General features: G+C 44.5%; 5 protein-coding genes. 3 read left to right on the top strand and 2 right to left on the bottom strand.

Features of this window, described 5'->3' with window-relative positions:
- Positions 1-92: 92 nt before the first annotated feature.
- Together WKK05_RS23915 and WKK05_RS23910 are read right to left on the bottom strand one after the other, a co-directional pair.
- On the bottom strand, positions 93-7,907 hold the full coding sequence (locus tag WKK05_RS23915) for a phytase (RefSeq protein ID WP_341525545.1): 7,815 nt from the start codon (positions 7,905-7,907) through the stop codon (positions 93-95).
- Between the two features lie 146 nt (positions 7,908-8,053).
- The gene (locus tag WKK05_RS23910; RefSeq protein WP_341525544.1) at positions 8,054-10,819 is read right to left on the bottom strand and encodes an ExeM/NucH family extracellular endonuclease; all 2,766 of its coding nucleotides are present in this window, start codon (positions 10,817-10,819) and stop codon (positions 8,054-8,056) included.
- A 2,335-nt stretch (positions 10,820-13,154) separates the two neighbouring features.
- Between WKK05_RS23910 and WKK05_RS23905 the strand changes: the two genes are divergently transcribed.
- The 3 genes from WKK05_RS23905 to WKK05_RS23895 all read left to right on the top strand — a co-directional run bounded on the left by WKK05_RS23905 (position 13,155) and on the right by WKK05_RS23895 (position 22,747).
- Positions 13,155-17,699 carry a DUF4082 domain-containing protein gene (locus tag WKK05_RS23905; protein WP_341525543.1) on the top strand — a complete coding sequence of 1,515 codons (4,545 nt, stop codon included), beginning with the start codon at positions 13,155-13,157 and terminating at the stop codon, positions 17,697-17,699.
- 345 nt (positions 17,700-18,044) lie between these two features.
- A complete protein-coding gene (locus WKK05_RS23900) occupies positions 18,045-21,596 on the top strand; it encodes a DUF4082 domain-containing protein (RefSeq protein ID WP_341525542.1) in 3,552 nt (1,183 codons plus the stop codon).
- Positions 21,597-22,309: 713 nt separating this feature from the next.
- Complete coding sequence (locus tag WKK05_RS23895) at positions 22,310-22,747, top strand: hypothetical protein (RefSeq protein WP_341525541.1); 438 nt, start codon at positions 22,310-22,312, stop codon at positions 22,745-22,747.
- Positions 22,748-22,809: the final 62 nt, after the last annotated feature.

Here is a 22,809-nt window from a genome sequence, read left to right as displayed (position 1 = left end):
CTCTACTGGGGATAATAAAACAACCTCATCCTGCTCAAAGGATGAGGTTGTTAGGTTCTACTCAGGAATTACTTGATTTTGAGATTACTTTGTTAAGCAATACTCAAATCAACTTGCACAATAAAATCGTTATAGTCTTTGTCACCGCCTTTTACTAAATCCTCAAAGCCAAAGGTGTTATTCCCTAACAAGTTAATGTGATCTACTTTATCTGGGTTAGCGCCCAAGAATGGGAAGTAAACCGCCGGATTGTTATTAGGATTGTTATCAAGAATTGCCTCTGGTCTACCATTGATAATAATTAATGGTGCAAAGATGGAACCAGGCTCAAAAGAGCTGGTGTAAGTTGCTGTACCCTGGTTATTCACGGTCAACTCAACTCCTGGAACACGCTCATGCACGGCGGCTTGAGCATAACCAGCTTGCCCTACGAGAATATCTGCTTTATCATCACCGTTAGTATCAATACCACCATTCTCATCAGCCACTCGATAGAAGCTGATGTAATTGTTGTAACCACCGTCTCTATTAACGACGAATTTAGCATTTACTTGTTGTGTAACATCCCGTAAATCTAAGAGTTCTCCTTGTGGTAAACCTTGCAAACTAAGACCTAGAGGAAGAGCTTTATTTGTTGGTTGAACTTTGACAACCAAATCCTTGAAGTCAGCAGCGTTGTTAGTAGAACCATCTTCCCAAGCTAAAGAGAAGCCATTATTATCTAAGTTTTTCGCTTGGAAATTTGTGGCATTAGAAAATAGTATGTCTGAGGTTGGAGTGACTCCGGCTTTTACAGCATCAGTTGTACTATTTCTGACTAAATAAAATCTCAGTTGCTCACCATTTGTAAATTGCAGCAGGCGTGTAACATCAGTATCAAAGCCATTGGGAGCATTGGCTAAGCCAGAGAAAATTACCTTTGCTCTATCTAAAGCCGCTTTGGCATATTCTGGAGAATCTGGGGCAATCCCATTAATGTTTCCAGCGTCATCATCAACTGTAAAGACTCCTAGTTCATCTACAAAATTAGAAGTGTACCCCGTGAGGCTAAGTTGGAGTGTTTGTTTGACACCAACACCAAAAATATTGAAGATATTGTCATCATTCTTGGTCAAATTTGGAGTAGCCAAGTTTAGCGGTTTTTCTAGTTCCAAAGTGATGATTTCATTATTGTCAATTCCCCTCACTCGTCCCTCTGAAAAAGGATAATTATTATCGTTGGCAACCAAAATAGTTTTAGCATCCAGTACCAACACATCTTCAATGGTTTGAAAGGGAAAGATAAACTTAGTGCTGCCATCTTTATTCAAGTCATTGGGGTCTTGAATATTCAGTAAATCAGCGATTTCTTCTTTGACAACAAAGCCGTTGGCATCTTTTTTGGATAAGTCAACTTTGAATATCTTCTTGAACTTGGCAGTATCACCTTGACCATTGTCTCGCTCAATTACGAGATATTCATTTTCGTTAACAGCAGTAAAATCGCCAATGGAGTTATTGGGGTCTTCTAGATGATAGAAGCCTTGTAGACCTTGAAACTGCTCAGATGCTACATCAAATTTGTAGATTCGCAGCGAACCAGCAGGGTCACCAGTAACAGTACCTTCTAATAAAGGATACAGGGTTTTCTTGTCAGGACTAATTGCTAGTCCTTCAAATCCTTTGGAACTACCAAGGTTGGAGACAGCTGGCTCACCGACAAATTGATCACGCACGAGGTCGCCTGTACCGGGGAAGTCTGTGAAGTAGCCATCAACGCCTAAATTGATGAACTGTTCAAATTCCTTTTTCAGGTCACCGTTGTAATCTGATGCTAAGAAAAAGTCTTCGCTGCGGAAAGTGTAGGGATGTACTAATAAGCCTGTATCATGGGCATCTTTCACCAAGGTGGTCGGAGTACCTAAAACTCTATCAGCGTCGCTGATTGTGCCGTCTTCATTCAGGTCATCCGGTGTACCATCATTATTGCGATCTACTGTCTCTGCGGGAACAATCAAGCGTTTGTCGGGGCCAATTCCTGTGGCATAAGTGGCAATACTAGCCAGTTCTGTCGGTTTGGTGAGGTCGCTGTAAGTACGAAAGTCACCACTGACAACAAAATCATAGGGTTGGCTGGTTGCGCCACCAAATAGCTGAACTAGTGGCAGATCAATTCCTGCTTTCGGCAATATTTCTTGTTTCAGTTCCTTGAGATTACTGACCTCGAAGGATTGGATGAATACCCGTTTTGGATCTGTGAACTGTTTGTCAACTAGTGTATCAACCAACTTCTGACCCAAGTTGATGCCCAGATTTTCAAAGTAAGTAGGATGCTTGGTTTCAGGATAAATGCCAATTTTACGACCTGTTTCCGCCTCTACTTGTTTCACCAAATCGATGATTTCATTTAGGGTAGGAATTTTCAATCCATCATCGTCGTATTCCGTTCCGCGTAAGGCGGGTAGACGTTCAACGGCATTGAGAGTTTTGAGTTCTGCTAAGGTAAAGTCTTCAGTAAACCAACCTGTAACAGGGTTACCATCAATAATTTTGGTAGTTTTGCGGTCTGCAAATTCTGGATGTTTGGCAACATCAGTGGTTCCAGAAATGTCGTTTTCGTGACGCGCTACCAAATAGCCATCTTTAGTAGCAACCAAATCTGGTTCAATGAAATCAGCTCCATCTGCGATCGCTAATTTATATGATTCTAAGGTGTGTTCTGGACGCGAACCACTGGCGCCCCGATGACCGATGACTATTGGCGCATTACCATCTAAGGTTTGAAACTCAGTCTTTTTAAGTACATCGGGGTTTTGCGGCGACCTCACAAACTGTCCAGTTAATTGGTCGCGCACTAAGTCGCCTGTTCCCGGAAAATCGGTGAAGTAACCATCAACACCTAGATTTATATATTGCTTGAACTCCGCTTCTAAATTACTTTCGTAGTCTGATGCTAGATACTGGTCTTCGTTACGGAAGGTATAGGGGTGTACTAATAAACCTGCTTCATGAGCATCTTTGACTAGGGAAGTTGGTTCTGTGAGAACCTTATCAGCATCATTGATGACACCATCACTATTTAAGTCATCTGGTTTCCCATCACCATTTGCATCGACTGTCTTCACCGAGACAATCATCCGCTTCCAGGGGCCAATACCATCAGCATAGGTGGCAATTTCTTGTAAACCTTGGGGTGTCCTTAAGTCTGCATAAGTCCGAGAATCACCCTTAGCGACTAAATCGTAAGGCTGAGTTTCAATCAGCGAACCATCGTCTTTGACATCATAAGCATCCAACAACTGAATCAGAGGGATATCAGTTTTCTGATTTAGTTCTTTGAGGTTGCTGGTTTCAAAAGACTGGATAAACACTCGATTCGGGTCAGTAAACCCAGTTTTTTCCAAAGTGGCTAACAGGGGTTCTTCCAGCGACAGACCAATGGAGTCAAAGTAAGTTGGATGCTTCGTTTCTGGATAAATGCCGATTTTCCGACCTGTATCCTTTGTCTTGGAAAGTTGCTCCTCTTGGGGAGACCCCAAGACCGCACTTTCCGCTTCTACCTGTTTAACTAAATCGATGATTTCTTCAAAGGTAGGAATTTCATACAAACCGTTAAACGCCTGGGGACGCTGAGGAAAGCCTTTCGGCATAATCGCTTTTAGCGTCTTGATTTCCTCTAAGGTAAAGTCTTCAGTAAAAAAGCCTGTTTGCTCAACTCCGTCGATGATTTTGGTCTTTTTACGGTCAGCAAACTCTGGATGATCTGCTACATCAGTGGTATCTATTATATTCGGCTCGTGACGCGCAATAAGTACACCATCTTTGGTAGAAACTAAATCAGGTTCAATGAAGTCAGCGCCGCGTTCAATTGCCCGCTTGTAAGATCCTATTGTGTGTTCTGGCAGTTCACCGCTAGCACCCCGGTGTCCAATCACAATTGGCGCTTCGCCTGTCAAAGTGTTGAGACTGGTGATATTGGGTGTGGCAACGGGGGTATCTAGGAGTTTGCCTGTAGCATCGAAGTGCAGGATATAGGGGCCAAACTCATCGCCAATCCAGAATGTACCATCTGCGGCAACTGCTAAAGATTCAACATCAAAATCTGCACCAGTTAAGAGGCGAGTACTACTATTTTCATTAATAATCTGGAAAGGAGCTTTTTTGTCAGGGTCAGACAATTGGATAAAGTCCAACACCTTGACGCTTCCATCACCTTGAGCTTCTGCACCTCGGAAACTGGGGTCAAGGTGATAAATCCGCAAAAGAAAATCAGCGCTATTGCTCTTTTGACCAAAACCGTTGTCAGAAAGGAACCAGAAGGAATTATCATCAGCAATTTGAACACCACTAAACCCTTGAATCGGCTGTTTTGCAAATGGAACTTTCCGCCCGTTAGTATCACCTGCGATCGCGCTACCCGATGGAGGGCCTTCAGCAAAGGTATCAGCAGGGAGGGAAGCGAAACCTTTGAGTGTTACCTTGGGGGCAGTTTCAACTATGGCGTTGGGATTGCGAGGATCGTAACTGGTGGTGTCAATCTTCAGCGGAGTTGGTAAGGCATTGGCAATATTTTCCCAAGGCACTAACTTAAAGTTAGATTTGATATTTTCACCATCGACGATTTTCGCAGGTTCGTTATCACCATCTTGAGTAACAAATAAACCATAAGGGAAATTCGACCCCAATGGGACGTTAACTACATCAGCACCATCTGACTGCTGCACACTGTCAATTGAGCCATTGTTACCTACAGCAAAGTTACCCAGATATTCGTTGTTACCTTCGCGGGTGTAAGCAACAAACGTATTATCACCTTGGCTGGATGCTAGCAGGTAGCCTGTACCGTTTGCACCATAGTAGATAGTCAATCCTTCGACATCTTCGGTGAGGTGAGTACCACCTAGAGCTTTAACGCGGTCAACTAATTTACCAGTATTGCTACCATCTGGTTCTGCTTGGAACTTCCAAATACCGACATCTTCCTGTCCAATGTAGAGGAAGCCTGTTTCTTGGTCTACTACCATCCCTTCAGTTTGGGGTTCGCGTCCTTCAGTTGTGGGAATAGTGAACTCCCGCACCCGTTCAGCACCTATTTTGCCGTTACCTTTATCTATCAGTTTGAACTGGGCGACATCTCCGGTTTCTCGGCGGTTGACAAAGGCGTAGTAATCATTCGTGATCGGGCTACGGTACAAGGCAACGCCGTAAGCACTGCGAGATGATGTAGAATATGGCTCACTAAAAGGTGGTGCTTGGAAGAGAGTGCCAATACTGCTATCGGTAATTTCTTCTAAGTATTTACCATCGGCTTTAGCATTAGGGTTAATTTTGAAGATTGCTAGTTTATCATTTTGGCGATCGCTAGCTACGGCAATATCTACAGATTGACCACCCAATTTAAACCCATACTGCAAGTCGATGTTGTTATAATGAATGCCACCCGGATTAATTTCCTGCACCAAATTTCCAGACAAATCATAAACCCGCAGTCCGGCATTTTTCACCACTGTTAGCACTAAGCTATCAGCAGAATTGCTTGCATTCACATAAATAGCAGGGTCATCAGCATCAGCCCGCTGATCTCTTGGTAGTGAGTCATCATTAAACAAGTCTGGACGGGTTTCTACTGTAAGAATTGCGGTATTCACGATATCTGCATCCAAAGTAAGAATTTGGGTAAATTGGCTTTGATTGAAGTTGTTGTCACTTACCAGCACAATCGACTGACGACCATCTGCAAGTTTCGGGCCGAAAGTGATGCCTTCGATGTTATCTGTGCCGTTGGGCAAATTTAGGTCATTTAAATTCAATACCAAACGCTTTTGAGCAGGTGTAATTGCTGCTAATTGTTCAGCACTCAGATTATTGAGAGAGTCGTAGAAACTAATGTCTGTTGCACCTTGTAGCGTGATTTCATAGATTTTGATCGTATTGCCCACACCTTCTGCAAAAGAACGTTCCAAAGCCAGTAAAGTGCCACGGTTGTCAAGTGCTAGTAAATCCACCAAACCGTTGTCACTAAAGCCTGTGTTTGGGTTCGGTGTTACAGATGCATCTGTTGTGTATAAATATTCCTTCTCTGGTTGTCCAGTCTGCAAATTATACTGGAGAATACGAGAACGGCTACCATCGGTGGTAGAAGCTTTAGCCCCATCTTGGAATAGAGCGTTTTCTGTAGCAGTGAACAGGGTTTTCTGATCGGGTGTGATGGTAAGGCTTTCAAAGGCTAAGTTGTTGCGGACACCTGATATTTGGGTATCAGCGCTATCTACAACACCGTTATTATTAGTATCTTCAACTATCGGTAGGAATTTAGTGGGGACAGTTAAGGTTCGCACCTCTTGTCCTGTAGCCAGAGAAAACTCTTTAACAAAGGGCTTGGTAACCTGACCTGCACTTGGATTCACTTCACCCTCAGAGGAAATGAACACAGTCCCATTGTTGGTTAAAACAATATCCTCCGGGTCAAGGCTGTTAGTTGCAAAGAACTTACCATCGCTATCCTTTAGAGGTGTAACGTTGGTAAAATTAACCTCAGAGTCGGCAGTAAAAGTGTAGAAACGAGCCAGACCGTTACTGTCAGAACGAGCATCTGAGATAACATAGTAGCGGTTATTCGCAGCATCGTAGCTAACACCAGACAATCCACCCACAGGAGTTTGTACACCATTTACTGTTCCCGCTGCACCAGCAGGAATAAAGCCAGTCGGGAAGGCTGCCTGTCCTAAAAATCCGACATTAGGAATGGTTTTACCAGCTTCTGTTTTCCCCACCTGCACATCTGCGTAAACTAGACGATGGTCAGAACTAGGAAAGGGAAAAGTACCAACTAAAGGAAAGGTCGGGTCAGTATTGAGCGGCCAAAATACTGCTGAGTTGTTAATATTCAAGTCAGTAGAAGGTAAAACATAGTCTGTCCGCAAATTTCCGGGAGCCGTATCAGCAAAGTCTGCGGTATCAAAATAAGAATTACCTTTTTGACTGTCATTTGCACCACCCTGCAAAGCTGCCTGTTGCAGAGCGCCGCCACTAGTGGGGATAAAATTAGTATTGATACCAGGGTTCTGCAACAGTTGCCGAACAGCATTGTCATAACTGTCACCATCTAAGGGGTCTGCATTCTGGTCACCGACAATTACAAAACTTGACCCAGTAGCAATCCCGCCTTTTTTACCTGCATCATCATAAATATAATTTCCTTTACCAGGAGTAATGTAGTCGGCCCAAAAGCGAATTTCGTCGTGGTTGCGCTTACCGTTGCGGTCTTCATCGCCATCAAACGTCGGAGGTGTGGGGTGACTGGCGAGGATATGAATTGTCTCCCCGTTCACCTCAATGGGTACATCCCAGTGACTTTTAGAGGAGAGGCGTAGAGCGTTTTGTTCTGCTGTTGAGTACCAAGGAGTTGCGGAATCAGGCGTGGTAATGCTAGGTAGCAAAGACTCCGGCATATCCTTCCAGAGAAAATTTTGAAATGTCCGCACATTAGCAGTATCAATGGGATGCTTGGACAACAGCAACATTCCATATTGTCCAGGGAAATTCCCAAAACCAAAGGCATCATCGCCGTATCCTGGTACGCCTGGGGTTGTAACTACTTTGCCGTCGTTGTTTAAATCAAACCCGGAAGCAACACCTGTATTGGAAGGAGCAATATAAACGTAAGGGTAATCAACAGGAGTTGCACCATTTTGGCTAGCGCCAAGATAATTTTGTTGAAATAGTTGGACTGGTTTAAGAGGATTTTCCTGATCGTAATCGAACTCATTAATTAGTAATACATCTGGGTTAGTGCGCTGAATAATTTCTGCAACAGCTTTCGCCTGCTGATTATCAGGAGTAGACAAATCGGTTACTAACTGACCTTCAGCATTGCGGTTTAAGGAAGCATTGAACTGAGAAAAGCGAATTGAGCTTGTAGTTACCATAGATTACTGCTGTATATCTAGAGTGGTGAGAATTTCCAGATTAAATTTATTTACAAACAGCCTTTTATACCCTTTGCGTCTCTGCGTGAGGAAAGGAGAAGATTTTTTCACGCAGAGTCGCAGAGAGTTATTAAAGTGCTAGTGATCTAAAACACGAAGTTATAGATGCTATTTGTCGCCTCTGGGGTAATGTTTTCTAACTCTAAGAAAGGTTGGAAAGCTGCCGAGCTAAGTAAACCATCCCTGTCAATTTGGAGGGTTGTACTTTTAGCTGTATGTCCTTGTATTAAACGCACATAGCCATCTGCGATCGCATCGCTGCCGTTATAACCCCCAGTCACTAAGCTATCGAGTAACTTAGTCAGAACAATTTTGTCGCTACCTACTTGAAAATCTGTGATCCAATGACCCGCTTCTTGGATGCTGTTATAAACAAATTGGTCTTTCCCATCACCACCTGTGAGGGTTTTTTCCCCAACTCCACCCACAATCACGTCGTTGCCTTTAGAACCTTTGACAATTTTCCGACCAGCAGGAGGGATGATAGTTTTGTCGATGCTGTACAAGTCAAGCCCCACCAATACCGGGTCGTGGTCAGAGGAACGGAAGGGGTCAGGATTATATAAGCTATCCTGCTGTCCTGCTGACTTGAAGTTGGTATTGTAATCAAGGACAGTTGGTTCATCGGCATTGATGTGCCACTTGGCAGCACCAGTAACTTGTGCTGATAAACTGCCATTAGCTAGGGCATGGTCAAGAGAACCCAACTGTCCGTCAAAGACATAAGAGTAAGTATTTTGGGAAAGTTGATTGTTATAGCCTGCTTTTGCCAAGACCGTGAGCGGATCTTCCTTGGCGTAAGCATTTAGATCACCAACAATCAAGTAATCTGGGTCATTATTACCTGTGGGATTTGTCGCTAACCAAGTTGCTAAATCTTGAGCAGCACGAGTCCGTGTTCCATTAAATTGACCTTGACCATCGCCGATATCAGCATCACCAGCGCCTTGTGTACCCGAACCTTTGGACTTGAAATGGTTGACAACTAACGTAAAGTTTTCACCACTTGAGTTTTGTTGGAAAGTCTGTGCTAAGGGTTTGCGTCCAGTTGCATCAAACGCACCTTGGCCGTATCCATCAGGTGTTGTAGCTGCTGCACCGACTGGGGTAACTTTGCCAGGTTTGTAGATGATTCCGACTGCAATTTGGTCAGTTCCAAGGCTAGTTTCGGGATTGATAAAGGTATAAGTGCCAGTACCAGCAACTCCATTCAATCCGTTGACGAGATCCTGAATCGCACTATTCGCTCCGTAGCCATCATTCTCCAGTTCAATCAATCCCAAAGCATCAGCCCCTGACCCGATAATCGCTTGGATAATCTTGTCGCGCTGACGGTTAAACTCGGTGAGATTCTCGGCTCCTCTGGGTGTTGGGAAACCACCACCTGTACCATCACCATTAAAGTAATTGAGAATGTTAAAGCTAGCAACTTTGAGTGTGCCACCGACATTTGGCGGTGTATTCGGGCGAGGATTAGCGGGTGTAAAGTCTTCCCCTGTGGATGTTTGAACGCGATATCCTTCAAAACGCTGGTCTAAAACGCCGCTGATACTGGCAACTGTATCACCACCGCGCAGTGTGTTACTGGCACTCAGAGGTTTACCGCCACGAGCATGAATGATTGGGTCAGGGTTTTGAGTATTGTTACCGTCATCTAAGATAATCCGCCGTTTAGCAATCTCATCTAAATAGGCGGAGTATCTGCTAACACTTGGCGCGTTGAATTGGGTGTACTGGTCAAGCCTGCCATCAGTACCAGGTTGGTTGCTAGCACCAGTTGCCGAAAGGACGACTTGCCCAAAACGACCAAGTTGGAACTGCTCGGTTACAGTCAGGTCACCACTGGCTGCACTAACGTTAACCAGCATCCCTTCATAACGTTCTAAGTCTGTGACGCCAGTAACAGGTAATTGGATGTTGGTAACTGTAGGTAAATTGCTAGCGCCCAGGTTGACAACACTTGTCAAACTCGAAAGTTGCGTGAGACTACTAGTAATTCCACTGCTGCTACTAGTAAATTCGCCAACTTTCCCACTGACTTGAACTTTATCGCCAACGCTACCAGAAAATAGCCCTGATGGGTCGAAAACAAAGATAGCTTCTGAGGTTTTGGAGTCGGTATCAGCATCAGCATCTTCTTCCTGGACGTAGAAGCCGTTCAGTTTGGAGGAGCCAGTGAAAGCAGCAACAACAATACCCTCAATTGTGCGGGTTCCACCAAAAGCAGAGTTAAATGTGGCAGCACTGCCTTGAATGTCGTGAATTTTAGTGAGCGTAGCTTCAACATCAAGGTTAGTATTGGCTGCACCAGGTGTTGGCGTCAGCGCTTGGTAGCTACTAGTGTTACGTCTACCGCCTGCACCATTAGGAACTCGTTGCAGTGAGTCGTTCGCACTGCCATTTGCTCCATTATTTTCGTCTACTTGTGGCTCTGATGGATTGAGCAGAGCAAGCAAACTACTGTCATCAGCGTCGTTTGTGTCATAAGCGATCGCATCAATCAGATTAGTTGTGGTAACAGGTGTATTATTTGGGAAGTCGCTGGCATTAGCTGTGTAGAGCGCTACTGCATCAACTCCATTTTGCAGGGTATTTCCAGGGAAGAGTAAGTCTACACCCGGTACACCTATGTTACCAAGTACAAAGTAACCATTAGCATCACTATTATATCCATCTAGGTCAAAGGCGGCATAAGATTGGTCGTTACTGCCGTTGTAAAAAACAACCACTAGTCCGCTGAGGTCGGTATTGCCTACACCGCCATCATAAAGCTCGACAAACTCCGCTGTGTCAGTGCCAGGAGTATCCGAGTCAATTTCGTTAATCGCAATATTCTCTGGTGTCAAAGCCATAAATAGCGTCTCCTTGATACTCTGGAAATCAAGTTATCCCCAGCAGAAAGGGTGAAGTTTTTGTCAATAAATTAGCTGCAACTCCAAATATTGCTACATTGGTATTAGTCCGCAGCCTTCTGAGTCTGAGAACTAATCCCGGCAACATAAATTCCCGCTTCTGAGCCTGAAGCGTGGGTAATTTGGAGTATAAATTTCATTTTCTTGCAAGTAAAACAACCTCAACTGCAAAAACGCAGCTAGGCAGATGGTATAGCTTTAGCTGAAAGCAATCTCCCAAGGGAAGCTGGCAAAGCTAGTTGCAATACCAGTATTAAAAACTTAGGTATGTACTAGACACATACCTTATTCCTAATTAATCCGTATTTAGTACCCTTAAGTTATCTCAGCAATATTAAGAAACCGCTAGCAAAAGGTTAAAACAACAGATATTTGGGAGCGCGTTGCGCTCACTTTTGCTCAGATGCAGCTTTAACAGGCAATTTAGCTCAAACTGATCCATTTTTGCCAGACAATGATCTGGTGGTGTATTTCCCATTCTTGGGCGCTAATTCTAACCATGACTTTTCACGGCATATTGAAAAGGTCATTTAAAGCTTTCCTCAAACCCTACTTCTGCCATAGGTTTATTATCAATAGCTATAAACTAATGATAATAAACCTATGGCAGAAGTAATGTTGTTTCGTCGCTTGTGGGCTTTTCGTGAAAAGTCATATCTGTTTCTACTTCAGGTCTGTGTACAGATAAACACTCTGCTGTACACAGACCTGAAATAAATATTACTTTGGAATATGTAAGGGAAAAAGTGTGCTAAGTAGGAAAAGTAGGAGATTTTATATAAAAGATTGAATAGTTAATTCGTATGATTTAACTTAATGTACAGCAAGTTGATTCATTAACTTGAACTCAACAGTTGATTTAATTAAGCGCTGAGATCATTAAGTTGCTCAGCTTGACATAGTGTATCTGGATTGAGGCGATAGCCGTACTCCTTCCCTACGGGACGCTATCGCGAACGGAGAAGCAAGCTACGCGCTAGCGTCTCCATTGGCGTAGCCTCTCCCTTTGGGAGAAGGAGAAGAGTTAAGCTTTGCTGATCGTATGATTCATCCTTTGATTCAGCAACGCCCAAAATTTGGTGATGCTTTTTATCCCTCACTGAACTTTTTTAATGCCTTATTTCTTTCAATACGGATATGATAAATTTATCCATGCATATTCCAGTAATATATCAGCATATCAATAGTATCACTCTACAGAAGTATCTTTCAGGATTTTTCACTCTCTGCAATGATCATATTTAATAAGTATTATCCTCATGATTGTTGTGTTTTAAATTTATCAGTAAATGAGATAAAAACTGTAGTAAAAGTAGTTTTATTAACTGTACATCAACATGTTATAAAACTTATTAAAAAATTCATCAAATCTTTAAGGATACCTAACTAGAAATAATTTACACTTAATACATTGAGTATAAAAACTTTCATTAAAGTGTAAATAGCAAAGATAAAAGTATTTAAACACAAGTACCTCTTTGCTGAAGTTCCCTATCGAAAATGACTCACTAGTTAACCTAACTAACCTAAAGGGGTGTAAAGACCTCTTAGTCCTTATTAATGGCGGCTTTTATATCCTTTGATATGTATCTTCTGGAGATGAAAGAGACGTTGTTGACAATGGGTTAACTCCTTCTTTCTCAGAAGAGTGTCTAGCGACAAGCCAACGCCCTAACTTTTGGCAGAATGTCCTGCTTTGGAGTGAGGGAACGGCTAGTTTGCGAAAACACCTCCGGCAAATACTGAGCGCGTCTATGCTCTGTTCAACTTTGAGAAACACTCTACTATAGTGGGTCGTTTCTATTTGATTGAGCAACGATTTTCATTGTCGATAGACATATAAATAAGTAGTGATTTTGGAGATTTGTAGATAATTTCACAACCTGATACATCAGACTTTTAGCGAATTTCTCATGCTGTCAACCTCATAATTCAGTTAGTTTCACGAAGTTTCTGTCACTAGAAAAGATGATTTGGAAAGGCACTTGAAGCATTCTACAAAATCAGTTTTTGGATGTTGAAAAACTAAAGATTCTGACCATTACGCGGGTGAGCTCGTCAAAATCGGAATTTTCTAAAGCGAATTGCACTCAATACTAAACAAACATTTAGAGCCTTTGATCATTTTCAATGACCAAAGCCCTTTTTTATGTTGATTAATAGAAAATATCCCAATTGCCGATTTAACTTGCGGAATAGGTGATTTTTACAGTGTTTACTTCCATATGAAACATTCTAGGTTTGAAAAGCATCATCTTATAAGGATTATGAAGTGATGATTCGACGTTTCAGATACCTCATCGTATTTTGCTGCACGCTTTTTTTATTACTGTTTCTAAATCAGATAAATAGCTATACGAGCGCTCAGACAATTATTGGGTCAAATGCTCTCAAAGCAGTCAATGCGATCGCTTACATTTCGGACAATCTGTTAGCCAACGCTACTCAAGATGGGCGGATCGCGCTGGTTGACCCAGCGACTGGTAGATTGATTCGAACCATATCAGGACACTCAGGTAAGCCGATTGCAGGACTTGTATTCTCAAATAACAAGCTTAATAGTGTTGGTAGAGACACTACATTGCAACAGTGGGACTCTTCAACAGGCAAGCAACTCAATGTCTTGCGGGGACACGAGCATCCAATCAGAGCAGTAGCAGCCAGTCCCGACGGCAAGTACTTAGCAACTGTGGGCGAGGACACGAAAGTATATTTATGGGATGCAGTAACTAACAAACTTAGCAATATTTTCACGGATGGCAAAAGTTTCGGCAATAGCGTCGCCTTCAGCCCCGACAACAAATTTTTAGCTACCGGAGACGAGAATGGTTGGATCAACCTCTACGATGTGGCAAGTGGCAGACTGCTCAGAACCTTACTTGGTCATAGCAGTGGAGTTACTGGGCTTGCCTGGAGTCCCAACGGAGTAGGTACTCTGGCTAGTGTCAGCAAAGACGCCACAGCCAGAATCTGGGATACAGTCAAATTTGAACAGAGGTCAGTTCTGAGCGACGCCACCAAGCCGCTCAGAACGGTTGCCTTCAGTCGTGATGGTACAACCCTGATCGCTGGGGGTGATGACAAAAAGATTTTTCAATGGGACTTGGCAAGCAGCAAACTGCGCTTAACGCTGAACGTAACAGATGCTGTCACTGCGATCGCTGTTAGCCCAAATGGAGCCACCATTACTAGCGCTAACGCAAGTGGTGATGTTAGTCAGTCGGACGCAAAAAGTGGAGTACTGAAGCAAACTATCCAATTAACCACTAGTTTATTAAGCCCAGTCTTAGACCCAGTCACTGACCTATTAAAGTCTAACTCAGATGGCAGCAAGGCCCTAAAACCTGCTAGCTCAGTTAAACAAACTACTAGTTCCAGTAGAGAAACACTGATTGCCGCCATCCCACCAGCACCAGGTGGCCCAATCTTGGTTATAACTTCTGCTTCCAAACCCTTCAACAAATACTACGCAGAGATTTTGCGGACTGAAGGATTTAACTCCTTCAACGAAAGTGATATCTCATCAGTTACAGCAGCGACACTTGCCAACTACGATGTTGTCATCCTTGGTGAGACGACCCTAACCTCTGCTCAGGTAACAATGTTCACCAATTGGGTGACAGGTGGTGGCAATCTGATCGCCATGCGCCCTGATACGCAGCTCGCTAGTTTGTTGGGGTTAACCAATGCAGCATCGACACTTGCTAATGCCTATTTACTCGTAGACACCTCGACAGATGTCGGCGATGGCATTGTAGACCAAACAATCCAATTCCACGGAACTGCTGACCGCTACACACTGAGCGGTGCTTCTAGCATTGCTTCACTGTACACAAATGCTACGACTGCAACTGTTAATCCAGCCGTAACAATACGCAGTGTTGGTAGTAGTGGTGGTCAGGCTGCTGCATTTACCTACGACTTAGCGCGTTCAATCGTCTATACACGCCAAGGTAATCCTGCTTGGGCTGGGCAGGAACGTGATAGTTACACGCCAATCCGCTCTGACGACCAGTTCTTCGGCAATGCCAGTGGCGATGTCCAAGCGGATTGGGTAAATCTCAATAAAGTGGCTATCCCTCAGGCAGATGAGCAACAGCGCCTACTGGCCAACTTGATTATCAAGATGAACCTTGATAAGAAACCACTACCGCGCTTCTGGTACTTCCCCCACGGTAAAAAAGCGGTTGTACTCATGACCGGCGACGACCATGCTAATGGAGGAACCGGGCCTCGGTTTGACCAATTTAGAGCCGCAAGTCCAACTGGGTGTTCAGTCGATGATTGGGAATGCATTCGAGGTACATCATATATCTATCCTAACTCGCCCCTAACTAATGCTCAGGCAGCAAGTTACACTGCTGATGGCTTTGAAGTGTCATTGCATGTAAATACCAACTGTGGGGATTTTACGGCCACTACCCTAGAAAATTTCTACACAGCTCAGCTAAGTACATTTAACACCAAGTACTCTAGCATCCCTGCACCAATTACCGAACGACATCACTGCCTTGTTTGGAGTGACTGGTTCAGTACTCCACAAGTTGAGCTGAATCACGGAATCCGACTCGATACAACTTACTACTATTGGCCGCCCGATTGGATTACTAACCGCGCAGGATTCTTCACTGGTTCAGGGATGCCGATGCGCTTAGTCAACCAAGACGGAACAATGATAGACGTCTATCATGCGGCTACCCAAATGACTGATGAATCAGGACAAACATATCCTTCAACAGTCAATACCTTGCTTGATTCGGCAGTTGGAGCACAGGGATATTATGGTGTTTTCAACGTCAATGCCCACACTGATGTTGCTAACTCGGATGCTGCCAATGCGGTGGTCGCCTCCGCACAAGCCCATAATGTGCCAGTTATCGCTGCCAATCAACTATTAAAATGGCTTGATGGTCGTAACAATTCATCTTTCGGCTCGCTCACATGGACTAGTAACACCCTAAGCTTTACTATCACCAAAGGTTCAAATACAAACGGTTTGCAGGCGATGCTACCAACTCGCTCTGGAAGCTTAGTTTTGAGCAGTATCACCCTTAATGGTAATCCTGTTACTTACACTGCACAGGGAATTAAAGGCATTGAGTACGCCTTCTTCTCAGTTAATGCAGGTTCTTACGTTGCTACATATACAGCAGATACAACGCCACCGACGGTTACTTCAACAACTCCCACTAATGGAGCCACAGGCGTTGATACTGTAACAAATGTCACAGCAACGTTTAGCGAGGCCATGAACCCAGCAACAATTAACAGCAGCAGCTTTGAATTACGAAGCCCAGCGAGTACGTTGATTGCTGCCACTGTGACCTATGATGAGGCAACCCGCAAGGCAACACTAACACCGAGCAGCCCGTTAGCAACTTCGACAACTTATACTGCCACCATTAAAGGTGGGGTAACTGACCCACGGGTAAAAGATCAAGCAGGCAACGCTTTAGCCTCGAACTTTACTTGGTCATTCACGACTACCAGTGCAGCAACCCCTCAGAGCATCTGGAATAGTTCGGCAATGCCAACAAACCCATCAACTTCTGATACTAATGCAGTCGAGTTGGGAGTCAAGTTCCGCTCAGATATTGCCGGCTCAATTACTGGCATTCGATTTTACAAGGGAAGTGGAAACACAGGCACTCACATCGGCAACTTGTGGAGCAGCACTGGTACACAGCTAGCAACGGCAACTTTTAGCAGCGAAACTGCTTCTGGCTGGCAGCAAGTCAACTTTACAACTCCAGTGGCAATTACTGCTAACACAGTTTATGTTGCTTCTTACCATACTGATGTTGGAAGATACGCTGCTGATAATAATTTCTTCGCCAGTTCTGGAGTTGATAACCCACCACTACACGCTCTGCGTGATGGAGAAAGTGGGAGCAATGGCCTCTACAAATATGGTGCTAGTAGCTTCCCAAATAGCAGCTACCAATCGAGTAATTACTGGGTTGATGTAGTCTTTACAAGCAGCACTGTCACTGACACGACTCCACCGACGGTAAGTTCCAGGACTCCCGCCAGCGGTGCTACAGGGGTAAGCACAGGGACAAGTGTCACGGCTACCTTCAGCGAGGCAATGGACTCGGCAACGATTAATACCAACACAGTTGAGTTGCGTAACCCAAGCAGTACCCTGGTATCAGCCACTGTCAGCTACGCTGCCAACACAGCCACCTTAACACCGAGCAGCGCACTGGCAGCTTCAACAACTTATACTGCCACTGTCAAAGGTGGAGGTATTGATCCTAGAGTGAAAGACCAGGCGGGTAACGCCTTAGCAGCGAATTCCACTTGGTCATTTACCACAGGAGCAGCCCCGTCCTGTCCATGCAGTATTTGGAATAGCACAACTACTCCTACCGTGTTGGCAGATGCCGATAACAGTGCGATTGAATTGGGCGTCAAGTTCAAATCAGATGTCGCAGGTTCGATTACTGCCATTCGATTCTACAAAAGTACAACTAATACTGGCACTCACGTCGGTACTCTTTGGAGTAGCAGTGGAACCCAGCTAGCAACGGCAACTTTCACTGGCGAAACTGCCTCAGGTTGGCAGCAGGTCAACTTTACGACTCCAGTCGCGATTACCGCTAACACTACTTATGTAGCTTCCTACCATACTGATGTTGGACGCTACTCCGTAGATCAGGGATACTTTGCTTCCGCTAGAGATAATGCACCACTGCACGCTCTTAGCAACGGGTCGAGTGGTGGCAATGGTGTCTACAAGTATGGTGCTAGGAGCTTTCCTAACTCCAGCTATAATTCGAGCAACTACTGGGTTGATGTTGTATTTGCTCTCAGCTAAAGCATTGATTCAGTAATCAAAAATCGAACTTTCCAACTTCTTTCTTTACCTCTTCCTCACTCTCTCTTTTGAGAAGAGGAAGAGGAAGCCAAAAAAACTTTTGTTACTTGGAAAGGATAGCAGTAGCAATACTCTTCTCCCTCCTTTTACGAAGGAGAAGAGTTCACAAAATATGGAGAATAGGTTATTCAAGAATTCGTTGAGGTTTTAATCTGAAAATCTTAGTCTGACAGTAGATATAAACCAGACTTATTAACCCCAAATTTTAATACTAAACCAAGGTTATAGAAATGCAGCACCCTACTGTTATCTATCACCTACTACTTATTATCCAAAGGAGGCTAAATGAACAGGCCCATTCGACTGATGATCCTGATGATGCTAACGATGCTTATGGTGTTAGGACTGAACTTAGGGTCTCAACTACCAATGCAGAGGGTGCTTGCAGCCGATCCCTCCTGCACGTCACCAGCCAACTCGATAGTTGCCGAGAACTGTCAACCTGGCAATCCCTCTAGTGAATGGGATATCAGCGGTATAGGTGACTCAAGTATCCAGGGCTTTGCCACTGATATTAGCGTTAATCGGGGAAGCACCATTTCCTTCAAAATAAAAACTGACGCCACTAGCTACCGTCTCGATATTTACCGCATGGGATACTACGGTGGCAATGGTGCCCGTAAGATCACAACTATTCTGCCTTCAGCAACTCTGCCGCAGAACCAACCGGGCTGCTTAAGTGATAGCACAACTGGACTGAACGATTGCGGTAACTGGAAAGTGTCTGCATCGTGGGCTGTCCCCTCCAGCGCCACCTCAGGAATATACTTCGCGAAAGTTGTGCGCTCAAACGGAGGTGCAAGCCATATCGTCTTCATCGTTCGAGACGATGCTAGCACCTCCGATATCCTCTTCCAGACCTCTGATACCACTTGGCAAGCATACAATGATTATGGTGGTAACAGCTTATACAAAGGCTCACCTGCCGGTCGGGCATATAAAGTTAGCTACAACCGTCCGTTCAACACTCGTATAGTTGACAGCGGCGAAGATTGGCTCTTCAACGCCGAATACCCTATGGTTCGCTGGCTAGAAGCTAATGGTTACAACATCAGCTATTTTACTGGCGTAGATAGCGATCGCCGTGGTAACTTGATTCGCAACCATAAGGTCTTTCTATCTGTCGGTCATGATGAGTACTGGTCGAATGGGCAACGCCAGAACGTTGAAGCCGCCAGAAATGCGGGTGTCGATTTAGCCTTCTTTAGCGGTAACGAAGTCTTTTGGAAAACCCGTTGGGAAAATAGTATTGATACGTCGGTGACGCCCTATCGCACCTTAGTTACATACAAAGAGACGACAGCCAATGCAGTCATTGATCCGCAAGACCCACCCACATGGACAGGCACTTGGCGCGACCCGCGCTTTAGCCCACCGGCTGACGGTGGTCGTCCTGAAAACGCTCTAACTGGAACAATATTCAAAGTCAACGGAGGGACTAGGGCTATTCAAGTACCTGCGGCCGATGGCAAGATGCGCTTTTGGCGCAATAGTAATGTTGCTAGTCTTGCGGCAGGCAGTATTGCCACACTGACCGATGGAACCTTAGGTTACGAGTGGGATGAAGACTCTGATAACGGGTTCCGACCGCCTGGCTTGATTCGTTTGTCCACGACTACGGCCACTGGTGTCGAGATTCTACAAGACTATGGGTCTACTTATGCTTCAGGTACAGCAACACACCACCTGACATTATACAAACATAGTAGTGGAGCGCTGGTTTTTGGCTCTGGAACGATACAGTGGCCTTGGGGTTTAGATGGAAATCACGACCGAGCTAGTACAACGCCAAATCCAGCTATGCAGCAGGCAACCGTTAACTTGTTCGCTGACATGGGCGTACAGCCAGCCACGTTGCAAGCTGGTTTGACATCTGCTACTGCCTCAACTGATACGACTACCCCTAGTTCTACAATTACCTCACCTACTGCTGGTGCGACTATAACCAGTGGTAGTACTGTCACAATTAGCGGTACAGCAAGCGATACAGGTGGCGGTGTTGTGGGCGGTGTCGAGGTATCAGTAGACGGCGGCACAACTTGGCATCCAGCGAATGGTCGTGCTAGTTGGAGCTATAGTTGGACACCGACAACATCGGGGTCAGTCACCATCAAGAGTCGCGCGATCGATGATAGCGGTAATATTGAGAATCCTGGTGCAAGTGTTACAGTCACAGTAGGGGCGCGTACCTGTCCGTGCAGTATCTGGGATAACACAGCAACTCCTGCCGTGTTAGCAGATTCTGATACTGGGGCGATCGAGGTTGGTGTTAAGTTCCGCTCAGATAATGATGGCTACATCACTGGTATCCGTTTTTATAAAGCTAGCACTAATACAGGGACTCATGTCGGCAGCTTATGGAGCAGCAGTGGTACACAACTAGCCACAGCAACTTTCACTAGTGAAACTGGCTCAGGTTGGCAACAGGTTACCTTTGGTAGCCCAGTAGCAATTACCGCCAGCACTACCTATGTGGCGTCTTATCACACCAATGTTGGACACTACTCTGTAGATGAGGGATACTTTGCTTCTGCTAGGGATAATCCACCGCTACATGCCCTCAGCAACGGATCAAGTGGGGGGAATGGCGTTTATAAATATAGCTCGAATTCTGCGTTTCCTACCTCTAGCTTTAATTCGAGCAACTACTGGGTTGATGTCATATTTACAACTACCGCTGCGGCCGATACAACGCCGCCAACGGTGACATCAGTATCTCCCACTAGTGGTGCTACAGGAGTCAGTACTGGGACAAGTGTCACAGCTACTTTCAGCGAAGCCATGAACTCAAGCACAATTAGTAGCAGTACATTTGAGTTACGTAACTCAAGCAGTACGTTAGTCTCAGCAACTGTCAGCTATAACGCTACTAGCCGCACGGTAACCCTCACACCAAGTAGCGCACTAACAGCTTCGGCAACTTATACCGCCACCGTTAAAGGTGGGACAACTGGGGTGAAAGACTCGGCGGGTAATGCCTTAGCAGCAAATTTCACTTGGTCATTTACTACTGCTGCGGCTGACACAACGCCGCCAACGGTGACATCAGTATCTCCCACCAGTGGTGCTACAGGAGTCAGTACTGGGACAAGTGTCACAGCTACTTTCAGCGAAGCCATGAACTCAAGCACAATTAGTAGCAGTACATTTGAGTTGCGTAACTCAAGCAGTACGTTAGTCTCAGGGACTGTCAGCTATAACGCTACTAGCCGTACGGTAACCCTCACACCAAGCAGCCCACTAACAGCTTCGGCAACTTATACCGCCACCGTTAAAGGTGGGACGACTGGGGTAAAAGATTCGGCGGGTAACGCCTTAGCAGCAAATTTCACTTGGTCATTTACCACAGGGACAGGAGCATCTAGTATCTGGAACAGCACAGCTACTCCTACCGTGTTGGCAGATCCCGACAACAGCGCGATTGAATTGGGCGTCAAGTTCAAATCAGATGTCGCAGGTTCGATTACTGGAATTCGATTCTACAAGAGTACAACCAATACTGGTACTCATGTCGGTACTCTCTGGAGTAGCAGTGGAACCCAGCTAGCAACGGCAACTTTCACTGGCGAGACTGCCTCAGGTTGGCAGCAGGTCAACTTTACTACTCCAGTTGCGATTACTGCTAACACTACTTATGTAGCCTCCTATCATACTGATGTTGGACACTACTCCGTAGATGAGGGGTACTTTGCTTCCGCTAGAGATAATGCACCACTGCACGCTCTCAGCAACGGGTCGAGTGGTGGCAATGGTGTCTACAAGTATGGTGCTAGGAGCTTTCCTAACTCCAGCTATAATTCGAGCAACTACTGGGTTGATGTCGTATTTGCTCCGTAGCTAAAGCTTTAATTCAGTAATCACTGATTAAAAAGCCTCAAAGCCCTGGTTATCAAGGTTTTGAGGCTTTCCTATTTCCAGCGATCGCCCAAAAAAAGTTCATGATTAACAAATAATTTTCATTGACTTTACTCGACTATTCCCGTGAAGTATTCGCAGCAAGCTGTCAGATTTATCCATTAAAGCAGTGTATTTACTGAAGACAATTATGGGCTTTTCTTCATAGATTTAATAGTTGACTCCTCCACTAAGTACACGTCCAAAAGTCATGTATGGTGGGTAGGGCATTGGTAATGTTTGACAAGGAAAGTGTAAATGCTTTTTAGTGGCTTACTACCGCTCCGACTTTTCAAGACAGGCATCGCTCTTTTTCCCAGTCAGTAAGACATATCAACAGCTTCTCAAAACCTCTGTAAAAATTTATTTTAAAAAAGTTATTTTTATTACATTATTTTCGTCAGCGTTTACTTAAGTACATAGTTGTGATATTTTTATTTTGAACAAAAAACTTTAAACGCGCTCGACCAAAGTTTTATAAATAGACCTTGACATTGTAGTCTTTCATAAATATCTATCTAATGAGCAACCCACATACAGAAAACCAATTTGTATAAAACTATGTAACATTAACCAATAGATAATTAACTCTTGAGCCGTTTACATTACTCTGACTGAGATAATTCATCACGGTGGCAATCCTGATAACAAGTTATATGAATGCAGGTCTGCAATTAGACGAACTCGCCTTTTGGGCTTATAAGCGTCTAGACGCACTGAATGCCACAGAAGTTTTGCCGCTGCTGGCAGAAAGTCAAATACGGCCATTGTTAGTAAAAGAAATGCTAATCGACCAAGCAAAAGTACAGATTCAGTGTGTACCGCAAGCAGAGAAACTTGCCCATAAAGAATTACCCCAAAGATATCAAGTCACTGTTGAATCTGTACCTCAGATGTGCGTGCAACAACATCGGATAAATTACCAGCAGTTTGATGCGATCGCTATTTATCAATCAAACGCCGAAGAATTCCCACAAACTACTGACAAAGGTAAACTAGATTTGGCATTTTTCTTACAGAAATACCAGTTATATCTCGTTGTCTATTCCTTAACCAGCACTACGGATATTAGAAAGTTAGGAGTTAGTAGTTAGTAGTTTTCATTCTTCATCCCTAACTCGTAACTTCACTCCTTCCTACTCACTTTTAACTCCTG

Origin of the sequence: Nostoc sp. UHCC 0302 (assembly GCF_038096175.1) — a bacterium.
Classification (GTDB): Bacteria; Cyanobacteriota; Cyanobacteriia; order Cyanobacteriales; family Nostocaceae; genus UHCC-0302.
The sequence above is the reverse complement of the archived record's forward strand: the minus strand, read 5'-3'. Positions and strand labels throughout refer to the sequence as shown.

Excerpts from the sequence above, each read along its gene's own strand:
- WKK05_RS23915 (WP_341525545.1), bottom strand. The coding sequence starts at position 7,907 with ATGGTAACTACAAGCTCAATTCGCTTTTCTCAGTTCAATGCTTCCTTA.
- WKK05_RS23910 (WP_341525544.1), bottom strand. The coding sequence starts at position 10,819 with ATGGCTTTGACACCAGAGAATATTGCGATTAACGAAATTGACTCGGAT.
- WKK05_RS23905 (WP_341525543.1), top strand. The coding sequence starts at position 13,155 with ATGATTCGACGTTTCAGATACCTCATCGTATTTTGCTGCACGCTTTTT.
- WKK05_RS23900 (WP_341525542.1), top strand. The coding sequence starts at position 18,045 with ATGAACAGGCCCATTCGACTGATGATCCTGATGATGCTAACGATGCTT.
- WKK05_RS23895 (WP_341525541.1), top strand. The coding sequence starts at position 22,310 with ATGAATGCAGGTCTGCAATTAGACGAACTCGCCTTTTGGGCTTATAAG.